Raw genomic sequence first — 17,776 nt, 5'->3', positions numbered from 1 at the left:
ACAACATAATGCGTATTATGTTGTGTACATCGTTTCATAATAAATCGTTGAAAATAGCCGGAATAATCAAGGCTTTTAGAAATGCGAGGGTAAGGGATCAACATGATTGAAAAGAAGATTAAAGATTTAAGTGAGTCAATGGTTGCATGTTTTTTTGAACACAAAGAAGAAGATATATTTGCATCCCATCTATCAGAGAAATTACTGTGGATCAGTGAGGAGCAAGAGCGTTATGGCAAGCAGGCAATCCTCTCTTACCTTAGACAACTGCGGGATGATTATCATGGAAAGGTTGCAATTAAACAGCAGGATTATCATGTTTTTTCTCTTCATCCGCTTATCTGCTTTGCAGTAGGAACCATGACGATTGAGATGAATCTGGAAGAAGATCAATTTAAAAAAATTGACATTTGCATCAGTGGTATATGGCAAGAAGAAAAAAATTGGTGTCTGACTCATTTCTATTCTTCTATTAAAGATGAGCGACTGATAAGTCGAAACGGTTCTTTATCTTTACAGCAGCAGTTAGAAGTAATCCAAAAGGCAGCAATGATCGATCCATTGACACAGATCAATAATTTACAAGGATTTGAGGAAGAAGTGGCTTTACTTTTAAAAAAGTATCCGAAGCAGAAATACGTCATGATCAAATTCGGTATTCGAGATTTTCGTTTTGTGAATCGTCGTCATGGCTATAAGATGGGAGATCTGGTATTGAAGCATATCGCAAAGAATCTTTTTGCGACCTTGAAAGAGCGTGAAGCCTGTGGACGTGTGGAGAAAGATATTTTTGCTATGCTGTATTGTTTTGAGGATAAGCCCTCTTTGGAACAGAGAGTGGAACAGCTTGAAACAGTTTTGCTTGATCCGCAGATCCGTCAGCGTTTAGAAACAAAAATTCATTTTAATATAGGAATCTATCAAATTGAAAATAACCATGCCGAATATATCAAAGATATGTTGGATAAGGCTTTGATTGCTCAAAAAAAAGGAAGTCGCTCGATTAGTCATCGTCATCACTATGCATATTATGAGGAATGGATGATGACGGCTCAGTATCAACGCAGCAAATTATTGGAAGAAGCACCAAAGGCAATGGAAGAAAATGAGTTTTCGCTTTATATACAGCCACAGTTTGATTTGACTTCAGGAGCTTTGGTGGCGGGAGAAGCATTAGTGAGATGGATCACTAAAGAGGGAATCCGCATGCCCGGTGAATTTATTCCGATTTTTGAAGAGCAGGGCTTCATCTTCTCGTTCGACTATTATATGCTTGATAAGATTTGTCGGCAAATGAGAAAGTGGATAGATGAAGGAGTAGAAGTACATCCTGTCTCTACGAATCAATCAAGACTGCATATTGAAGAAGAAAATTATTTTAAAGATTTTTGTGCGGTGATTGACCGCTATCAGATTCCCCATGAATATATTATTTTTGAATTGACAGAATCCGCTTTTGTGGAAAATAGTGAGAAAATGATTAAGTTGACTAAACAACTGCATGAACATCATTATAAAATTGCCATTGATGACTTTGGTACTGGTTATGCTTCTTTAAACTTACTGAGTGTAGTTCCGGCAGACATTTTAAAGATTGACAAAAGCATGCTGAAGGGGTATAACACCAACATTCGAACGCAGATCATTATCGAGAAGATCATTCAGTTAGCCCATGACATTGGGATGAGTGTAGTCTGCGAGGGGATTGAAGAACAGGCAGAATGGGAATATCTTAAAAAGATCGGCTGCAATATCGGTCAGGGCTTTTTAATGGGGAAACCGATTGAGGCAGAGGCGTATCAAAAACTTTGGCTAAAAACAACAAATCACTAAAATAGTAAGATTTAAGTTTATAATCGTAAAAACATAACATAATATTTGTAGATGAGTATTGAAATTTATCGTATTATACTATATAATTCTAGGTAATTCAGTGAAGAAGATGAGTAGATAATGTCTATTTTATAGAGAGAAAACGGTTGGTGAAAGTTTTTAAATGATATTATTGAAGGCTACTTTGGAGAAGTTCGCTTTGCAGCGTTATCGCATAATTAAGTGTGTGACAGATAGTCATGAATTAGGATGGTACCGCGATTTAAGTCGTTCCTATTTAGGAGCGGCTTTTTATATTTTAAAGGAGGACATTATGAAAAAATTAACCGGAAATCAAGTTAGACAACTGTTCTTAGACTTTTTTGAAAGCAAGGGACATAAGGTAGAGCCTAGTCACTCGCTGATCCCTAATGGGGATCCTACCTTATTATGGATTAACAGCGGTGTGGCAGCACTCAAAAAATATTTTGATGGAACGATTACACCGGACGTACCTAGAATTACGAATGCTCAAAAATCAATTCGTACCAACGATATTGAAAATGTTGGGGTAACAGCTAGACACCATACATTCTTTGAAATGTTGGGTAACTTTTCGATTGGCGATTATTTTAAGAAAGAAGCAATTGATTTTGCTTGGGAATTTTTAACCGGTGAACAGTGGCTGGCATTTGAAAAAGACAAGCTTTATATTACAGTATATCAAGATGATGAAGAAGCTTATGAGTATTGGGTAAATGTAAAAGGTGTTCACCCAGATCACATGCTCAAAACAGAAGGAAACTTCTGGGAAATTGGAGAAGGACCATGCGGACCGGATTCAGAGATTTTCTATGATCGCGGAGAAAAATATGATCCTGATCATATTGGTACAAAATTATTCTATGAAGAATTAGAAAACGATCGCTATGTTGAAATATGGAACCTAGTATTCTCTCAATTCAATGCAAAAGAGGGTGTAGATCGCAGAGACTATCAGGAATTGCCGAAAAAGAATATAGATACCGGAATGGGATTAGAACGTATTGTGAGTATTATCCAAGAAGGTGAAACAAACTTTGATACCGATTTCTTTTTACCAACGATCAAAGCTGCAGAGAAATTAGCAAAAGTCTCTTATGAACAAGATAAGATGGCTTATCGTATCATTGCCGATCATATTCGTACGGTGACATTTGCTTTGGCAGATGGCGCTCAGTTTGATAACGAAGGACGCGGCTACGTATTAAGAAGAATTCTGCGACGTGCAGTACGCTATGGTAAAAAGATTGGTATTGAGGGAACATTCATGTTTAATCTTGTGGATGTGGTATCTGATATCATGAAAGAATTTTATACGTATTTACCTGAGAAAGTGGAATATATTAAAAAGTTGGTAAAGATTGAAGAAGAGCGTTTCCACGCGACACTGAGTGGCGGAGAAAAGATGCTTTCAGAGATCATTGCTAACACGAAAGGGGATACGATTGACGGTAAAACAGCGTTTAAACTATATGATACGTATGGATTCCCTTTTGAATTAACTTTGGAAATTGCAGCTGAACATCAGCTGAAAGTAGATGAAGACGGTTTTAAAGAAGAGATGAGAAAACAAAAAGAGCGTGCCCGCAATGCCAGAGGCGGAAACGAATCGATGGGCTCTCAAAAAGAGGATTTGATGAAATTTGTGGAACCATCAGCATTTACTTATAACCCGATACCATTGAAGGCAAAAGTTATCGGTTTATTTAAAGATGGAAAACAAGTTGACGTATTAGAAGACAGCGGAGAAATTATTTTTGACCACACGAACTTTTATGCACAGATGGGTGGTCAATGTGCAGATCAGGGAACGATTAAAAATGAGACGACTGCTTTAGTATGTACAAATGTATTGAAAGCACCAAATGGTCAGCATTTACATTATGTAGAAATAAAGAATGGACAGGTAAAAGTTGGCGATGAACTTACGCTTGAAATTGATATGACATTAAGAAATCAAACTCAAAATAATCATACGGCAACTCATTTGCTGCAGGCAGCTTTAAAAGAAGTGCTGGGCAGTCATATTGCACAAGCCGGTTCATATGTGGACGCTCAGCGTTTACGTTTTGACTTTACGCATTATGAAAAACTAAGTAAAGAAGAATTAAACAAGATTGAAAGTATTGTAAATGATAAAATCTTTGCAGCTTATCCGGTAAATATTTCTCATATGTCAAAAGATGAGGCAATTGCTTCAGGTGCAATCGCTTTATTTGATGAAAAATATGGGGATGAAGTTCGTGTTGTTAATATTTCTGAATACTCAGTAGAGCTATGTGGTGGCTGCCATGTTTCAAATACATCTGCAATCGGTATTTTCAAGATTGAAATGGAGGAAAGTATCGGATCAGGGATTCGCCGTATTGAAGCGGTGACTGGCAAAGCCGCATATACTTCATTAAATCATGCGGTTCAAACGGTCGATGCCATCAGTGATACTTTGAAGCTTAAAAACAAGGCAGAAGTTTTAACGAAAGTAGAAGCGTTGCAGACGGAATTAAATGAAAGCAAAAAAGAGAATGAAAAATTACGTTCTAAACTCAACAGTATTGAAGCAAAAGAAAAATTAAGCAGCGCTGAGACAATCAATGGCATTCCATTTCTATTGGTGAATCAAGAACAAATGAGTGCGAATGAAGCAAAACAGCTTGCTTTTGAATATCGCAGTCAATTAGGCAGCGGAATCGTTGCTTTAGTCAATGTTGACGAGGATAAAGCCACTTATTATGTAGCGGTCAGTGAAGACATTGTCGCTAAGGGATACAAAGCCGGAGATCTGGTAAAAGCAGCTTGTGCAGCAAGCAATGGACGTGGTGGCGGAAAGCCTGATTTTGCACAAGGCGGAACAAAAGAATTGGACAAAGTTTTGTTGGGAATTAGCGAAATTAAAAAAGCTTTATAGTAGATAAATTGCGATAAATAGTGTACAATGCTTATGAGGATTAGCAGAAGGGAGTGACTGATATGGAGAAAGATATGACAGCAACAAGAATTTTCAGTGCCGAAGATATTAAGCGAGAGGTTATTCGCTCAAACTTACAAACGGTTGTTTCAGCATTAGAAGAACGCGGTTATAATGCCGTACATCAGATTGCCGGATATTTGATTTCAAATGATCCTGCTTACATCTCTAGTCACAAGGGAGCACGTGCTATTATCCAGCAAATCGATCGCAATGAAATTATCGAAGAACTCGTGAAATTTTATTTGGAAAGTAAGTAGATTTATGGAAAAAATAATGGGACTTGATTTAGGGTCAAAAACGTTAGGAATTGCCATTTCTGATGCATTGGGAATGATTGCCCATGGGGTTGAGACATTCCGATTTGCGGAAAATCAGGACAGTTTGAGCATTCCTCGAGTAAAAGAATTATGTGCTCAGGAAGGCATTAAAAAAATTGTTTTGGGTTTGCCTAAACACATGAATGGCGATGTCGGTATTCGCGGCGAAGTGTCAATCAAGTATAAAGAAAAGCTTGAAAAGAATATCGAAGGAATTGAAGTGATACTTGCAGATGAGCGTTTAACGACAAAGGTTGCGGAAAATGCATTGATCTTTGCAGATGTATCAAGAAAAAAAAGAAAAAAAGTTATCGATAAGATGGCAGCTGTAACGATACTGCAGTCTTATTTAGATAGCCATTAAAGGAGATTACAATGGATACAAATCAAATCGTAGTGACAGATGATCAAGGAAATGAACATGCTTTAGAAGTATTGTTCACATTCAACAGTGATGAAACAGGAAAGAAATATGTTTTATATTTTGATCCGAAAGAAGAACAGCCAACTGTATTTGCTTCTTCATTCGATGATGAAGGACAATTATATGAAGTAGAATCACCGGAAGAATGGGAAATGATCGAAGAAGTATTCCAAAGCTTTGTTGCTCAAGATGAAGGTGGATGCGGATGTCACAATCATGGTGACGGAGAATGTGATTGTTCAGGAGATGGTGAATGTGGATGCCATGATGGTGAAGATCACGAATGCTGTTGCGGTGACGACGGAGAATGTTGCCATTAAGACTGATTTATCAGTCTTTTTTTATTGTATGAACGGATCACGTTTAATCTTACCGAATTTAAATATAAGAAGATGGCTATCAGCAGTAATCGTCTTTACAGCATTTAAGATTTCCAACTTTATATTCTGCGCTATTATAGGCATAATAAATTGAAAAGCGTCGATAAATAGATTATAATAAACTTATTTGGAGGTAACGAATGAAACGTATACATAAAATTATTGTTGCTGTTGTGGTCGTGGTGATGATAGCCGGAGCCGGTTTTTTTATGACTTATCAGCAATCTATTAAGGCAGTCTCAAAAAATGATGAAAAAGTCCAATTTACGGTGGTTGAAGGAATGAGCCATGGGGATGTTGTGAATGAATTAGAAGCATCCGGATTGATTAAGAGTAAATTTTTTACACAGTTATTTTTAAAGTTTAATTCTTATCCCATCATTCAAGTGAATACATACCAGTTAAATAAAAATATGGATTTAAAAACAATCTTTCATATTTTATCAACCGGATCTTATGAAAATTTAGTACAGGCAGGATTTACAGTAAATGAGGGACTGACGATTCCTGAAATTGCGGAGATCATTGCTAAAGAACTTAATGTTTCAAAAGATAAGGTGTTAAATAAATGGAAAGATTCGGCTTATCTGCAAAGCTTGAGCGATCAGTATGATTTTTTAACGGCAGATATTTTAAATGATCAGCTGCTTTATCCGCTGGAAGGCTATTTATATCCGGAGACTTACAGTACGGTAGGCGTGGATGCAACCATTGAAGAATATACCAAACTGATGCTGGATATGTCAGAAACGGTTTTCGGATCTTACTTAGATCAGATTAAAGCAACGGGCATGAGTGTCCATGAATTCTTAACGTTTACTTCAGTCGTGGAAAGGGAATCCCTGTATGAACAGGATAAACCAATGATTGCCGGAGTCTTTAAAAACCGTTTGAATATTGATATGAATCTGCAAAGTGATATTACGGTTTTATATGCTTTACAAAGAACCGGGTTAGATATTTCATATGAGGATTTAGAAGTCGATTCTCCTTATAATACATATATGTATAAAGGATTGCCGGTAGGACCGATCAGCAGTGTATATAAAACAACGATTGAAGCCTGTCTGAATCCTTCAAAGCATGATTACTTATTCTTCTTTGCATTAAAAGATGGAAATGTTATATATTCTAAAACATTAGAAGAACATGATAAAGCTGTAGAGGAAAATATGTGGTATTAGTATGATAGATCAGAAAACATTAGATAAAATTGAATTAGAAGCATTAAAACGTAATATACCGGTAATGCAAAAAGAAGGGCTTGATTTTATGATCAGCCTTTTAAATGAAGAAAAAGCAGCGACTTTACTGGAAATCGGCAGTGCCATTGGCTATTCCGCAATGCGTTTAGTGACCAATGTCGATCAGATGAAAGTGGAAACTATTGAACTGGATGATGAGCGCTATCAGGAAGCAAAAGAGAATATTGAAAAATATAAACTGCAGAATCAGATTTATCTTCACCATGATAATGCATTAACCTTTGATGAAAGCCAGCTGGTGCTTAAAAGCTTTGATGCCTTGTTTATTGATGCGGCCAAGGCACAATATCAACGCTTTTTTGAAAAGTATATTCCTTATATTAAAGAGGATGGCATTGTAATCGTTGATAATTTGGATTTTCATGGCATGGTCGATCATATAGAAGAGATCCGCAGTCGTAATACAAGACAATTAGTTAAAAAAATAAAAAGATTCAGAGATTGGATATTTGACCATGAACTTTATGATGCCCATTATTATCCGGTAGGAGACGGAATCGTTGTGGTCAAAAGAAAGGAAAAAGAATGAAATATATTGTTCACTTAAATGATGAGAAGATGATTGGGCCTTTGATTGAACGTCAGATAGCAGGGGTAATTATCGGAACGGACCATTATTCCAATGGTGGCATTTTAAACTGCACAATTGAACAGATTCAAGAGATGACAGCTAAAATCGATCATCGAATGCAAGTCTATGTTTTGGTAAATCGTCTTTTTCACCAGCATGAAATAACAAGATTAAAAGTATTTTTAAAAGATCTGATGAATAGTGAGATTGACGGTATTGTTTTTCAGGATTTTGGAGTGCTGAATATCGTTAGGGAACTGCAAGCATCCTATAAGATGATCTATGCTCCTGACACCTTAAATACAAATCATCAGACTATCAACAGCTTATCATTATTAGGAATTGATGCTTTTATGCTTGCCGGACAGCTGCATTATGATGAAGTGGAAGCTATTGTGACACATAGTCAGAAGCCATGCATCGTTCCTGTTCACGGAGTACAGTACATATCATGTTCAAGAAGAGAACTGCTGACAAACTATTTCCAGCAGATTAATAAGACCGAAACCAGCACTTATGAAGATAGAATCAAGATCAAAGTGAATAATAAAGAAGAGTATTCTTATATCTATGAAGATGAAGCCGGTACGCATATTTATACCACGAATGAACTTTGTACACTGGACTTGTCCATTCCGGGAGAATACGGTTATATAGAAACACTTTATTTGGATAATGATTATATCTTGGATGTGATTGATTGTTATCAGAAGCACCGAACAGAAAAAGAATTGAAAAGCAAGTATCCTCACCATGACTATGATCATGGATTCTTGGAAGACGGAACAGTTTATAAGATTGAAGATGTAAGGAAGCGTGAAGAAAATGAGAAACGTTAGTACAATCATAGATGGAAAAAGAGTGATTACCAAAAAGCCTGAGCTATTGGCTCCAGCCGGAAATTTAGAAAAATTAAAAGTGGCAATCATGTATGGTGCTGACGCTGTATTTGTCGGTGGAAAAGAGTTTTCTCTGCGTTCTTTAGCTTCTAACTTTACTTTGGAGGATATAAAAGAAGCAGTAGAATTTGCCAATCAGTACGGGGCGAAGATTCATGTGACCTGCAATATTATTCTTCATGAAGAAAATTTAGAAGGCATTAGTGAATATTTAAAGGCGTTAGATGAAATTGGTGTGACAGCGATCATTGTAGCTGATCCATATATTATGCTTTTAGCTAAGCAATTAGATTTATCGCTGCAAGTGCATGTGTCTACACAGCTGTCTTCGACAAATGCAGAAGCCATTCGTTTCTGGCAGAAGCAGGGACTGGAACGAGTTGTATTAGGACGTGAGGTTGATTATCAGGATCTTAAAGCCATTATGGCAGAAACTGATATTGAAGTAGAATATTTTATTCATGGCGCTTTATGTATCTCTTATTCTGGAAGATGCATGCTGTCAAATTATTACTCAAGACGTGATGCCAATCGTGGCGGCTGCTCTCAATCTTGCCGCTGGTATTATGATATTTATAAAGGCAACAGAAAAATTAATACAGATGAAGATATCCCTTTTAGTATGTCCAGCAAGGATCTGTCATTAGTAGATCATATCGGTGAACTGATTGAACTAGGTGTTGATTCCTTCAAGATCGAAGGGAGAATGAAATCTCTGCATTATATTGCGACAGTTGTGTCAACATATCGCAAACTGATTGATGCTTATTGTGCTGATCCGGATCATTTTGAATATGATTCCAAATATATGAATGAATTGAATAAAGCTGCGAATCGTGCTTTGACACTTGGTTTCTATAATCAAAAGCCAAGTCAAAAAGATCAGTTATTCAATTTGCGTGATGAACATCCTACTCAGGAGTTTTGTATGCGCGTCTTGCATTATAATCCGCTGACTCAGCTGGCAAAAATCGAACAGCGCAACTATTTCAAATTAGGAGATGAAGTTGAGTTTTTCAGCCCTGATCGTGATAATTTCAAAATGGTTGTGAGGGAATTATATAATGAAGATATGGAAAAAATAGAGGTAGCCAATCACCCGATGGAAGTTTTATATGTGAAAGTAGAGGGGATCGTTAAAAAAGACGATATGGCAAGAAAGGTGGGAAAATAGTGAAACCCATTATTATCGGGATTGCCGGGGGAACAGCTTCGGGAAAGACAACCATTGCGAATCGACTGGTGGAATCTTTTTTAGATGAAACTCATGTCACTGTGATTCGCCAAGATGATTACTATAAAGATCAAACCCATAAAACCATGGCAGAACGTGTGAAGAATAATTATGATCATCCGGATGCTTTTGATACAGAATTTTTAGTTGAGCAGCTGTCTGCCTTAAAAAGAGGGGAGACGATCTTAAAGCCGACATATGATTATGAGCTGCATACCCGCAGTGATATCGTAGAAATGATCGCTCCCAGCCGTGTCATCGTGTTAGAGGGGATCTTTGTTTTAGCCCAAAAGGAAGTACGTGACTTATGCGATATCAAAGTCTATTGTGATACACCGGATGATATCCGTTTTATCCGTCGTTTAGTTCGTGATGTGAATGAGCGCGGACGTACCGTGGAATCTGTCATCAATCAATATTTAAGTACAGTAAAGCCAATGCATGATGCTTTTATTGAACCTTCTAAAAAATATGCCAATATTATATTTCCGGAAAACACAGAAAATGATGTGGCGATCGACCTATTAATTACTAAAATTGCTAGTATTATTCAATAAATTATGTTATATTTAGGACTGGAAGGTGAAAAAACATGGAAGAAAATAAAGTTTTACTAACCCTAAGTGGTATCGAAAAATTAAAAAAAGAACGTGAAAATTTAGTTAATGTTGAACGTCCACATGTCATAGAAGAGTTACAAGCTGCCAGAGCACAAGGGGACTTGTCTGAAAATGCTGACTATGATGCAGCCAGAGATAAACAAGCCGCATTAGAAGCAAGAATCAAAGAAATTGACAGCATGCTGCAGCATGCTGAGATTATTAATGAAGATGATACAGATGTTGCCTTGGTAAAACCGGGAACAACAGTCACTTTATTAGATCTAGCAGATAATGATGAAGGAACTTATACAATTGTCGGTTCTTTTGAAACAGATCCGGGAAATGGAAAGATTTCAAATGAATCACCATTGGCAAAGGCAATCATCGGACATGGTATTAATGAAATCGTCACTGTCGCAGTGGAAGATCCTTATGAAGTTAAGATTTTAAAAATTGAGTATAAATAATCTCGCTTGCGGGATTTTTTTATTAAAAAAAGCGGAATTTCCGCTTTTTTGTTTATGCTTTAGCAATCTCAATTAATAGTTCAACGCATTGTTTCATAGCGTTAATGCTGACATATTCGTATTTGCCATGCGCATTGTACCCACCTGTCCCTAGGTTTGGACACGGCAGTCCTTCATAAGTAAGCATCGCTCCATCAGTTCCGCCGCGAATCGCACTGCTTCTAGGTGTTAAGCCGATTTCTGTCATGGCAGCTTTTGCTTTCTCGATAACACGCATATCTTTTTCAATATGCTGTCTCATATTGGCATACGTATCTTGGATATCCAAAGATATAATCGGATATCCATATTTTTTATTCATAAAGTCTTGGGCATTGATAAAATCCTGTTTTTGCTTTTCCAACAGATGTTCATCATGATTACGGATAATATAATCCATCTGTGTAAAATCGACATTTCCACTCATGTTGTTTAAATGATTGAACCCTTCATAGCCGTCGGTATAGGCAGGATTATCAAAAACCGGAAGCAAGCTCTGAAATTCCATCGCTGCCAATAATGAATTAATCATTTTATATTTAGCACTACCGGGATGAATCCCTTTTCCCTGAACACTGACTTTGCAGCTGGCAGCATTAAAGTTTTCATAATCGATACAATCAATAGCTCCACCGTCAACGGTATAAGCAAAATCACAGCCAAAATAATTCACATCAAAGTTTTCGGTTCCGCGTCCTACTTCTTCATCAGGTGTAAAAGCTAATTTAATCGTACCGTGCTTAATTTCCGGATGGGCTAAAAGGTAGTCAGCCATCTGCATAATTTCTGCAATTCCGGCTTTATCGTCGCCTCCTAGAAGAGTCGTTCCGTCAGTCACAATTAAATCCTGATGAATATTTTCCCTTAAACTAGGAAATTCTTCAGGATCCATCACAATATTTAGCGCTTCATTTAAGACGATTGGTGAGCCATCGTAATCTTCAATGATTCTCGGATTCACATTTTCACCACTCATATCCGGTGAAGTATCCATATGTGCGACAAATCCGATTGTAGGCAATACTTCATCTGTATTACTCGGAAGACATCCGTAAACAATTCCGGAATGATCTAGCTTTACTTCTTGAATTCCCATTTCCTGCATTTCTTTTTCTAAAAATCGCGCTAAATCCAGTTGCTTTAATGTGCTTGGCACACTGCTGGAAGCAGCAGAGGATTGGGTATCTATTTTGACATAATTTAAAAATCGATCAACAACATTCATAATATCCCTCCGTTCTTATAATTTTAATTATATGCCGATTAAAATAAAAGAGCAATGAAATCATTGCCCCTTGTGTATTTGCTCAATTAAGTTCTTTGCCTCTGTAATGGATGTTGCATCCAGATACGTTACATAGAGCTCTTCTCCATATTGAGGAAGATAAGTGATGTCATCTTCACCTGAAATAATTAGATTTTGATAGCTTAAATTGCCAAAGTTTGGTGCCAGTCCGGCAAGCGTATACAATTCTTTTTTAGTAAAATTCGTCAGCATGTTTGACGATAATACTTTTAAGATAGAGTTGAAGTTAGTTACCACAGAGAAACTCGTCAGCTTATTGGTAATTCCTTGAATGACTTGCTGCTGGGCATTGTTGCGGATATGATCAGTCACGGTCTTACGATGACGGGCATACGCTAAAGCCTGTTCCCCATTTAAGTTTTGCTGACCTTCTTCTAAGCAGATGGCATCAGGCACATCATTGCTGTCCTGTTCGCAGAAACCGTAATCAACATGAATATTAATACCTCCGATGGCATCAATAATTTTAACTAACGCATTAAAGTTGAATTTCGCAAAATAATTAATATTAATATCTAAAAGTTCTTCGACTGTATTGATGACAGATGGAATCCCGGACATCCCGGCATGTGTAATCTTATCTTTTTGTCCGCCGTTGATGCTGACATAAGAATCACGAGGAATAGAAATTAAACTAATCTTCATCGTTTTAGGATTGAAAGAAGCAACCATCAATGTATCCGTACGGCTGTCTGTTTTGATTGTTCCTTCTTCTTCACGAATATCAACCCCCATGATCAGAACATTGAAAGGTTCACTGGCAACATTGACCGGATCACTGGTTGCTGAAGAAGAAAGAGACAGCTGACAGACTAAAGTAGTCTTTTGCGTAAAATCTTCATTATACTTTTTCATCGTTTCCGTTTCTTTTTCCGAGACGACGATGACATCGACATCTTTTTCTGCCAATCCGATGTAAAGATCTACTGCGGTTGGATAAGAGACAATCGTATGAGTAGAAGACGTTTTGTTGTAATCTTTTTTGAGTATGTTGGATAACGGCATCTTAATACTGCCATCTTCACAGGACAAGGTTCCAAAATAATCGATGTCTTTTGAACTTAAACTGGTAATATTGGATTCTTTTAAAGCATATACATTACAAACCAATATTTCCTCGGTTAAATCAACATCCGTGATGGAATCCATCGTTTTATCGATATTATAATAAAGATGGTTGACGTAGGTTAATGCGATACATAATGCCAGCATTAAACAGATCGAGCTTAATCGCTTGCGTTTAATTCTGTTTTTTTCTTTAAGCGGCATCTTACGCTTAACCGCTCTTAGCTGTGTTGACCAAAAGCGAATAAAGACCAATGCACAAAGAACGACTAAGATAATAATAAATGTATAGCGAAAACCAGTTGTAAAGCCTTCATATTGATAAAGCTGCCAGCTGCTGAATCCGGTAATTCCGATAAAGATGGCAGACAGCACAATTGCGAATATTTTTCTCATTTCTATCACCTTGTTTAATATTACCCAATGGAGCAAATTTAGTCAATCAATATCATCGCTTTTTTCGCATGACAAATTTCGCATAATCATATATAATGAGTCAGGGAGTGTGAGAAAAATGAAATTGATTGAACAGATGAAAAATGAAGATTTAGGATGTGTTCTTTTATATAATTTTACTTTGGGATATAACCGCCCTGTTCCGGTAAGTATTTATGATTATGTTTTGCCGCTGCTTTTTAGTGAAAGCTTTACTTCGCATATTTTGAGTGCTTCTGGCTACAAGGAATGTGTGGAAGAAACTATAAAAGAGGAGCCCGCTTTATTTGATGACATTCGCAATCAGCTGGAAGAATTGAAGCAGCTGACAAATCGTACCTTAGGGTTAGCGGTGGTTAATCGAATACTAGCGTTTGAAATGGTGGATCAGCAAGCTTGTGGGGTTATACAAACCCGTTCTATCCTGCCTTTCAATGAAGCGATTCGTTTAGGCGAATGGTTTAATCAGCTGACTTTAGAAGAGATAACTGTACCTTTTTCTACTCAGACGAAAAAAATTGTGATTTTGGATGGAGAGACACTGGGCGATGATATTGATCTTACACTATTTAAAAAATTGGGATCGCTGACGATTTATCCTGCCTCCACTCAGGAAGAAGCAATCGAAAGAATAGCGGATGCTCATTATGTATTGGTAAATAAAGTGGTGCTGGATGAAAAGGTATTAAAAACTGCTGAACATTTAGAATATATCGGACTGTTTGCCACCGGGACAAATAATATTGATTTAGCGTATTGCCAGGATCATCAGATTACGGTAAAAAATGTGTCCGGTTATTCTACCGATATTGTGGCACAGCATACGTTTGCTTTGCTTTTATATCTTTATGAAAAAATGGCTTATTATGATCACTATGTTCAGTCTGGAGATTACTGCAAATCTTCTTCGTTTTCTCATTTTGGAATGCCATTTAACGAATTATCAGGGAAAACTTGGGGTATAATAGGATTAGGGCAGATCGGATGTCAGGTAGCCAAAATAGCAGAAGCCTTTGGCTGTCATGTTATTTATTATTCGACAAGCGGCCAAAATCATCACGAACACTATCAGCAGGTACCGTTTTTGACCTTGCTTGAACAAAGTGATATCGTCAGCATCCATGCGCCCTTGAATGAACAAACGTATCATCTATTCAATGGGAAAGCATTCGCACATATGAAACGTACTGCTTATCTGATTAACGTTGGCAGAGGACCGATTATCGATGAATTTGAATTGGCTTTTGCCTTAAAACATCATTTGATAGCCGGTGCCGGATTAGATGTATTAGAAACAGAACCGATGTCAAAAGATAGTCCCTTGCTTCCGCTTTGTGATTCACAGCACTTGGTTATTACACCGCATAGTGCTTGGGCAGCGGTAGAGACAAGGAATCGGCTGGTTCAGTTTGCATTTTCCAACTTATTGGCATTTATAGAAGAAAATGTTGAATAGAAGGTGATTAATCGCCTTTTTTGTTTGCTTTTTGCAAGAAAATGTGGTACAAATAATCTATTGCAAGAAAAAGGAGAAATGAATGAAGAGATTTGAAGAATTTAATTTAAGTATTGAGGTACTGCAAGGTATCCGTAATATGGGATATGATAAACCAACAAACATCCAAGCAGAGGCGATTCCTTTAATGTTAGAGGGGCAGGATGTTATCGGTTTAGCTCAAACTGGAACAGGAAAAACTTTGGCTTTTGCCAGCGGGATGCTTTCGTTGTTAGAATATAATAATGATAAATCAATTAAGGGAGTAATTTTATCTCCGACAAGAGAATTAGTCGTTCAAATAGAAAATGAAATGCGTCGTATCGGTGAATTTTCAAAAGCCAAGATCATCTCTGTCTATGGTGGAAGTAAAATTGAACCGCAGATTCGTGATATTAAAAGAGGAGTAGACATTATTGTGGCGACTCCGGGACGTTTAATGGATTTGATGCGTCGTAAAGTTGTAAAATTGGATCAAGTAAAAATATTTGTTTTAGATGAAGCAGATGAAATGCTGAACATGGGATTTTTGGAAGATATTGAAACAATCTTGGAACAGACAAATACAGACCGTCAAACGGTATTGTTCTCTGCCACTATGAAAGAAGATATTCAGCGTATCGCTAAAAACTATATGCGTGAGGATGCGGAATTAATCAAAGTCGATCAACATACGAAAACGGCTTCTACGATTAAACAATATTATATTGAAACAAAGCCTAAGGCACGTTTAGAAACCTTATGTCGTTTGATTGATTTTGCTCAGATCGAAAGTGGGATTATTTTCTGTAAAACTAAAAAAGGCGTGGATGATCTTGTTTTTGAACTTAAGAACCGCAACTATTTAGTAGAAGCGATTCATGGAGATCTGTCACAAGAACAGCGTATGAAGGCTTTGCGTCAGTTTAAAGAAGGAGCGACGACTTTATTAGTAGCAACGGATGTCGTAGCCCGTGGAATTGATATTGAAAATGTAACACACGTTATTAATTATGAATTGCCACAGGAAAAGGAAGCGTATGTACACCGTATCGGACGTACCGGACGTGCTTCTAAGGAAGGAACCAGCTATACTTTAATTACGAGCCGTGAAAAGAGCTTTATCGAACAAGTTCAAAAGCAAATGAACTGCACGATTAAAGAATTGCCGATTCCAACCAATGAACAAATCTTAGAGGTGAAGGCAGCCGCTTTATTAACAAAAGCCAGTCAGTACTTTGAAGATCGTCGTCATCAGCGTTTTGTGGATATGATGAGTGCGTATGATCATCATATGCTTGTGGATTTATCAGCTTCTTTGTTTTCAATGCTGTATGAAAAAGAAATTGGTTTTGATGAAACACAGCGTGTTGAAAAGCCAACGGAGTATGAAGTGATTCGTTTAAATGTTGGAAAGAAAGAACGTATTCAGGCTAAACAGGTATTATTCTTTATCTTAGATAACAGTAATATCAATAAAAGAGCGGTTGGACATATTCGTTTGGCACCGAAATTTACTGATGTTGAAATTGAAAAGAAATATGCTAAAAAAGTATTGGATAAATGTCAAAATCAGCGTATTGGCCGCAATAAAGTAAAATTAGTTAGAGCTTAATATAAAGAGCGGGTCATGAGGACTCGCTTTTATTGTTACAACAATGGTATTTCATTGGCATATAATGATAGTGATTCTCTGATATAATGGTAGTGTGTTATCTTTTATTTTCATGAAAAGCGTGCTATACTGATAATATTCAAAGGGGGAAAGAGAATGAGTAAGAAAATTATTGCGATTTCTGGTGGGATTAGCAGAGAAAACGGTGTAAGACGTGCCAATATCAGTCAAAATTATATCGATGCGGTAGTGGCAAGCGGACATTCGCCTCTTATTTTACCTATCATGCAGGATGAAGAAGCGATTGAAGCGGCACTTCGTGTGTGTGACGGATTGATTATGACCGGGGGAGTTGATATCAATCCACTGTATTACAATCAGCCGGTACATCGCTTATGCGGTGAATTGGATGATGAACGTGACACTTATGAAAAGAAAGTCATGGATAAAGCCACAATGTTAGATATGCCGATCTTGGGAATCTGTCGTGGAAATCAGATGATTAATGTTTATTTCGGCGGGACTTTGTATCAGGATGTTACATTAAAAGATCAAAATGTCATTCAGCATACACAGCAGGGAAGCCGAGGAAAAGGCTGTCAGTTTATCGATATCGAAGAGGGCAGTTTATTATATAGTGTGTTAGGTAAAAGGGCTTATGTTAATTCTTATCACCATCAGGCGGTAGATCAGATTGCGCCTCAGTTTAAAGTGACAGCCACAGCAGTGGATGGTATTATTGAGGGAATTGAGCATGTCTCTAAAAAGATTTATGGTGTGCAGTTTCATCCGGAAGTGACACATTATGAAGATGAGTTAATGTTGGGGATCTTTAAGGAATTTATTAATCGTATTTAGGAG

At 37.2% G+C, this 17,776-nt stretch carries 16 protein-coding genes and 1 other annotated feature; of the genes, 14 read left to right on the top strand and 2 right to left on the bottom strand.

Annotated elements, in window-relative coordinates; genetic code table 11:
* Positions 1-102 precede the first annotated feature (102 nt).
* From ACLRVU_RS09060 to greA, 11 genes are all read left to right on the top strand, one after another.
* Positions 103-1,833: an EAL domain-containing protein gene (locus ACLRVU_RS09060; protein ID WP_412891576.1), complete on the top strand. Its 1,731-nt coding sequence runs from the start codon at positions 103-105 to the stop codon at positions 1,831-1,833.
* Between the two features lie 91 nt (positions 1,834-1,924).
* Positions 1,925-2,111: a binding site (T-box leader), on the top strand.
* 35 nt (positions 2,112-2,146) lie between these two features.
* Positions 2,147-4,759 (top strand): alanine--tRNA ligase, encoded by a 2,613-nt coding sequence (alaS, locus tag ACLRVU_RS09055; RefSeq protein WP_412891575.1) that lies wholly within the window; start codon positions 2,147-2,149, stop codon positions 4,757-4,759.
* Positions 4,760-4,821: 62 nt separating this feature from the next.
* Complete coding sequence (locus ACLRVU_RS09050; RefSeq protein ID WP_041138215.1) at positions 4,822-5,079, top strand: IreB family regulatory phosphoprotein; 258 nt, start codon at positions 4,822-4,824, stop codon at positions 5,077-5,079.
* Between the two features lie 4 nt (positions 5,080-5,083).
* Positions 5,084-5,503 (top strand): Holliday junction resolvase RuvX, encoded by a 420-nt coding sequence (gene ruvX, locus ACLRVU_RS09045; protein ID WP_147551807.1) that lies wholly within the window; start codon positions 5,084-5,086, stop codon positions 5,501-5,503.
* Positions 5,504-5,514: 11 nt separating this feature from the next.
* Positions 5,515-5,883, top strand: coding sequence for a DUF1292 domain-containing protein (locus ACLRVU_RS09040; RefSeq protein ID WP_147551810.1), 369 nt, complete (start codon positions 5,515-5,517; stop codon positions 5,881-5,883).
* Between the two features lie 200 nt (positions 5,884-6,083).
* Positions 6,084-7,127: an endolytic transglycosylase MltG gene (gene mltG / locus ACLRVU_RS09035; RefSeq protein ID WP_412891574.1), complete on the top strand. Its 1,044-nt coding sequence runs from the start codon at positions 6,084-6,086 to the stop codon at positions 7,125-7,127.
* A 1-nt stretch (position 7,128) separates the two neighbouring features.
* Positions 7,129-7,737: an O-methyltransferase gene (locus ACLRVU_RS09030; protein WP_147551814.1), complete on the top strand. Its 609-nt coding sequence runs from the start codon at positions 7,129-7,131 to the stop codon at positions 7,735-7,737.
* Entirely contained in the window at positions 7,734-8,618 is an 885-nt protein-coding gene (locus tag ACLRVU_RS09025; protein ID WP_147551816.1) for a U32 family peptidase, read from the top strand. The genes ACLRVU_RS09030 and ACLRVU_RS09025 overlap by 4 nt, the downstream gene beginning before the upstream one ends.
* The gene (locus tag ACLRVU_RS09020) at positions 8,605-9,852 is read left to right on the top strand and encodes a peptidase U32 family protein (RefSeq protein WP_147551819.1); all 1,248 of its coding nucleotides are present in this window, start codon (positions 8,605-8,607) and stop codon (positions 9,850-9,852) included. The genes ACLRVU_RS09025 and ACLRVU_RS09020 overlap by 14 nt, the downstream gene beginning before the upstream one ends.
* On the top strand, positions 9,849-10,469 hold the full coding sequence (gene udk, locus ACLRVU_RS09015) for a uridine kinase (protein WP_147551822.1): 621 nt from the start codon (positions 9,849-9,851) through the stop codon (positions 10,467-10,469). Before ACLRVU_RS09020 ends, udk begins: the two co-directional genes overlap by 4 nt.
* A gap of 35 nt (positions 10,470-10,504) precedes the next feature.
* Entirely contained in the window at positions 10,505-10,981 is a 477-nt protein-coding gene (gene greA / locus ACLRVU_RS09010) for a transcription elongation factor GreA (protein ID WP_147551824.1), read from the top strand.
* A gap of 52 nt (positions 10,982-11,033) precedes the next feature.
* Here greA and pepT read toward each other — a convergent pair whose 3' ends face one another.
* Together pepT and ACLRVU_RS09000 are read right to left on the bottom strand one after the other, a co-directional pair.
* Positions 11,034-12,245 (bottom strand): peptidase T, encoded by a 1,212-nt coding sequence (gene pepT, locus ACLRVU_RS09005; protein ID WP_147551826.1) that lies wholly within the window; start codon positions 12,243-12,245, stop codon positions 11,034-11,036.
* A 60-nt stretch (positions 12,246-12,305) separates the two neighbouring features.
* Positions 12,306-13,787: an LCP family protein gene (locus ACLRVU_RS09000; RefSeq protein WP_147551828.1), complete on the bottom strand. Its 1,482-nt coding sequence runs from the start codon at positions 13,785-13,787 to the stop codon at positions 12,306-12,308.
* Between the two features lie 118 nt (positions 13,788-13,905).
* Here ACLRVU_RS09000 and ACLRVU_RS08995 point away from each other — a divergent pair, with 118 nt between their 5' ends.
* The 3 genes from ACLRVU_RS08995 (at position 13,906) to ACLRVU_RS08985 (ending at position 17,773) form a co-directional block, all read left to right on the top strand.
* On the top strand, positions 13,906-15,282 hold the full coding sequence (locus ACLRVU_RS08995; RefSeq protein ID WP_412891573.1) for a D-2-hydroxyacid dehydrogenase: 1,377 nt from the start codon (positions 13,906-13,908) through the stop codon (positions 15,280-15,282).
* An 82-nt stretch (positions 15,283-15,364) separates the two neighbouring features.
* A complete protein-coding gene (locus tag ACLRVU_RS08990; RefSeq protein ID WP_147551831.1) occupies positions 15,365-16,915 on the top strand; it encodes a DEAD/DEAH box helicase in 1,551 nt (516 codons plus the stop codon).
* 156 nt (positions 16,916-17,071) lie between these two features.
* Entirely contained in the window at positions 17,072-17,773 is a 702-nt protein-coding gene (locus ACLRVU_RS08985; protein WP_147551833.1) for a gamma-glutamyl-gamma-aminobutyrate hydrolase family protein, read from the top strand.
* Positions 17,774-17,776: the final 3 nt, after the last annotated feature.

Origin of the sequence: Beduini sp. (assembly GCF_047239305.1) — a bacterium.
Taxonomy (GTDB): Bacteria; Bacillota_I; Bacilli_A; order Erysipelotrichales; family Coprobacillaceae; genus Beduini.
Note: the sequence above shows the minus strand (reverse complement) of the source record. Positions and strands in the feature narration are given on the sequence as shown.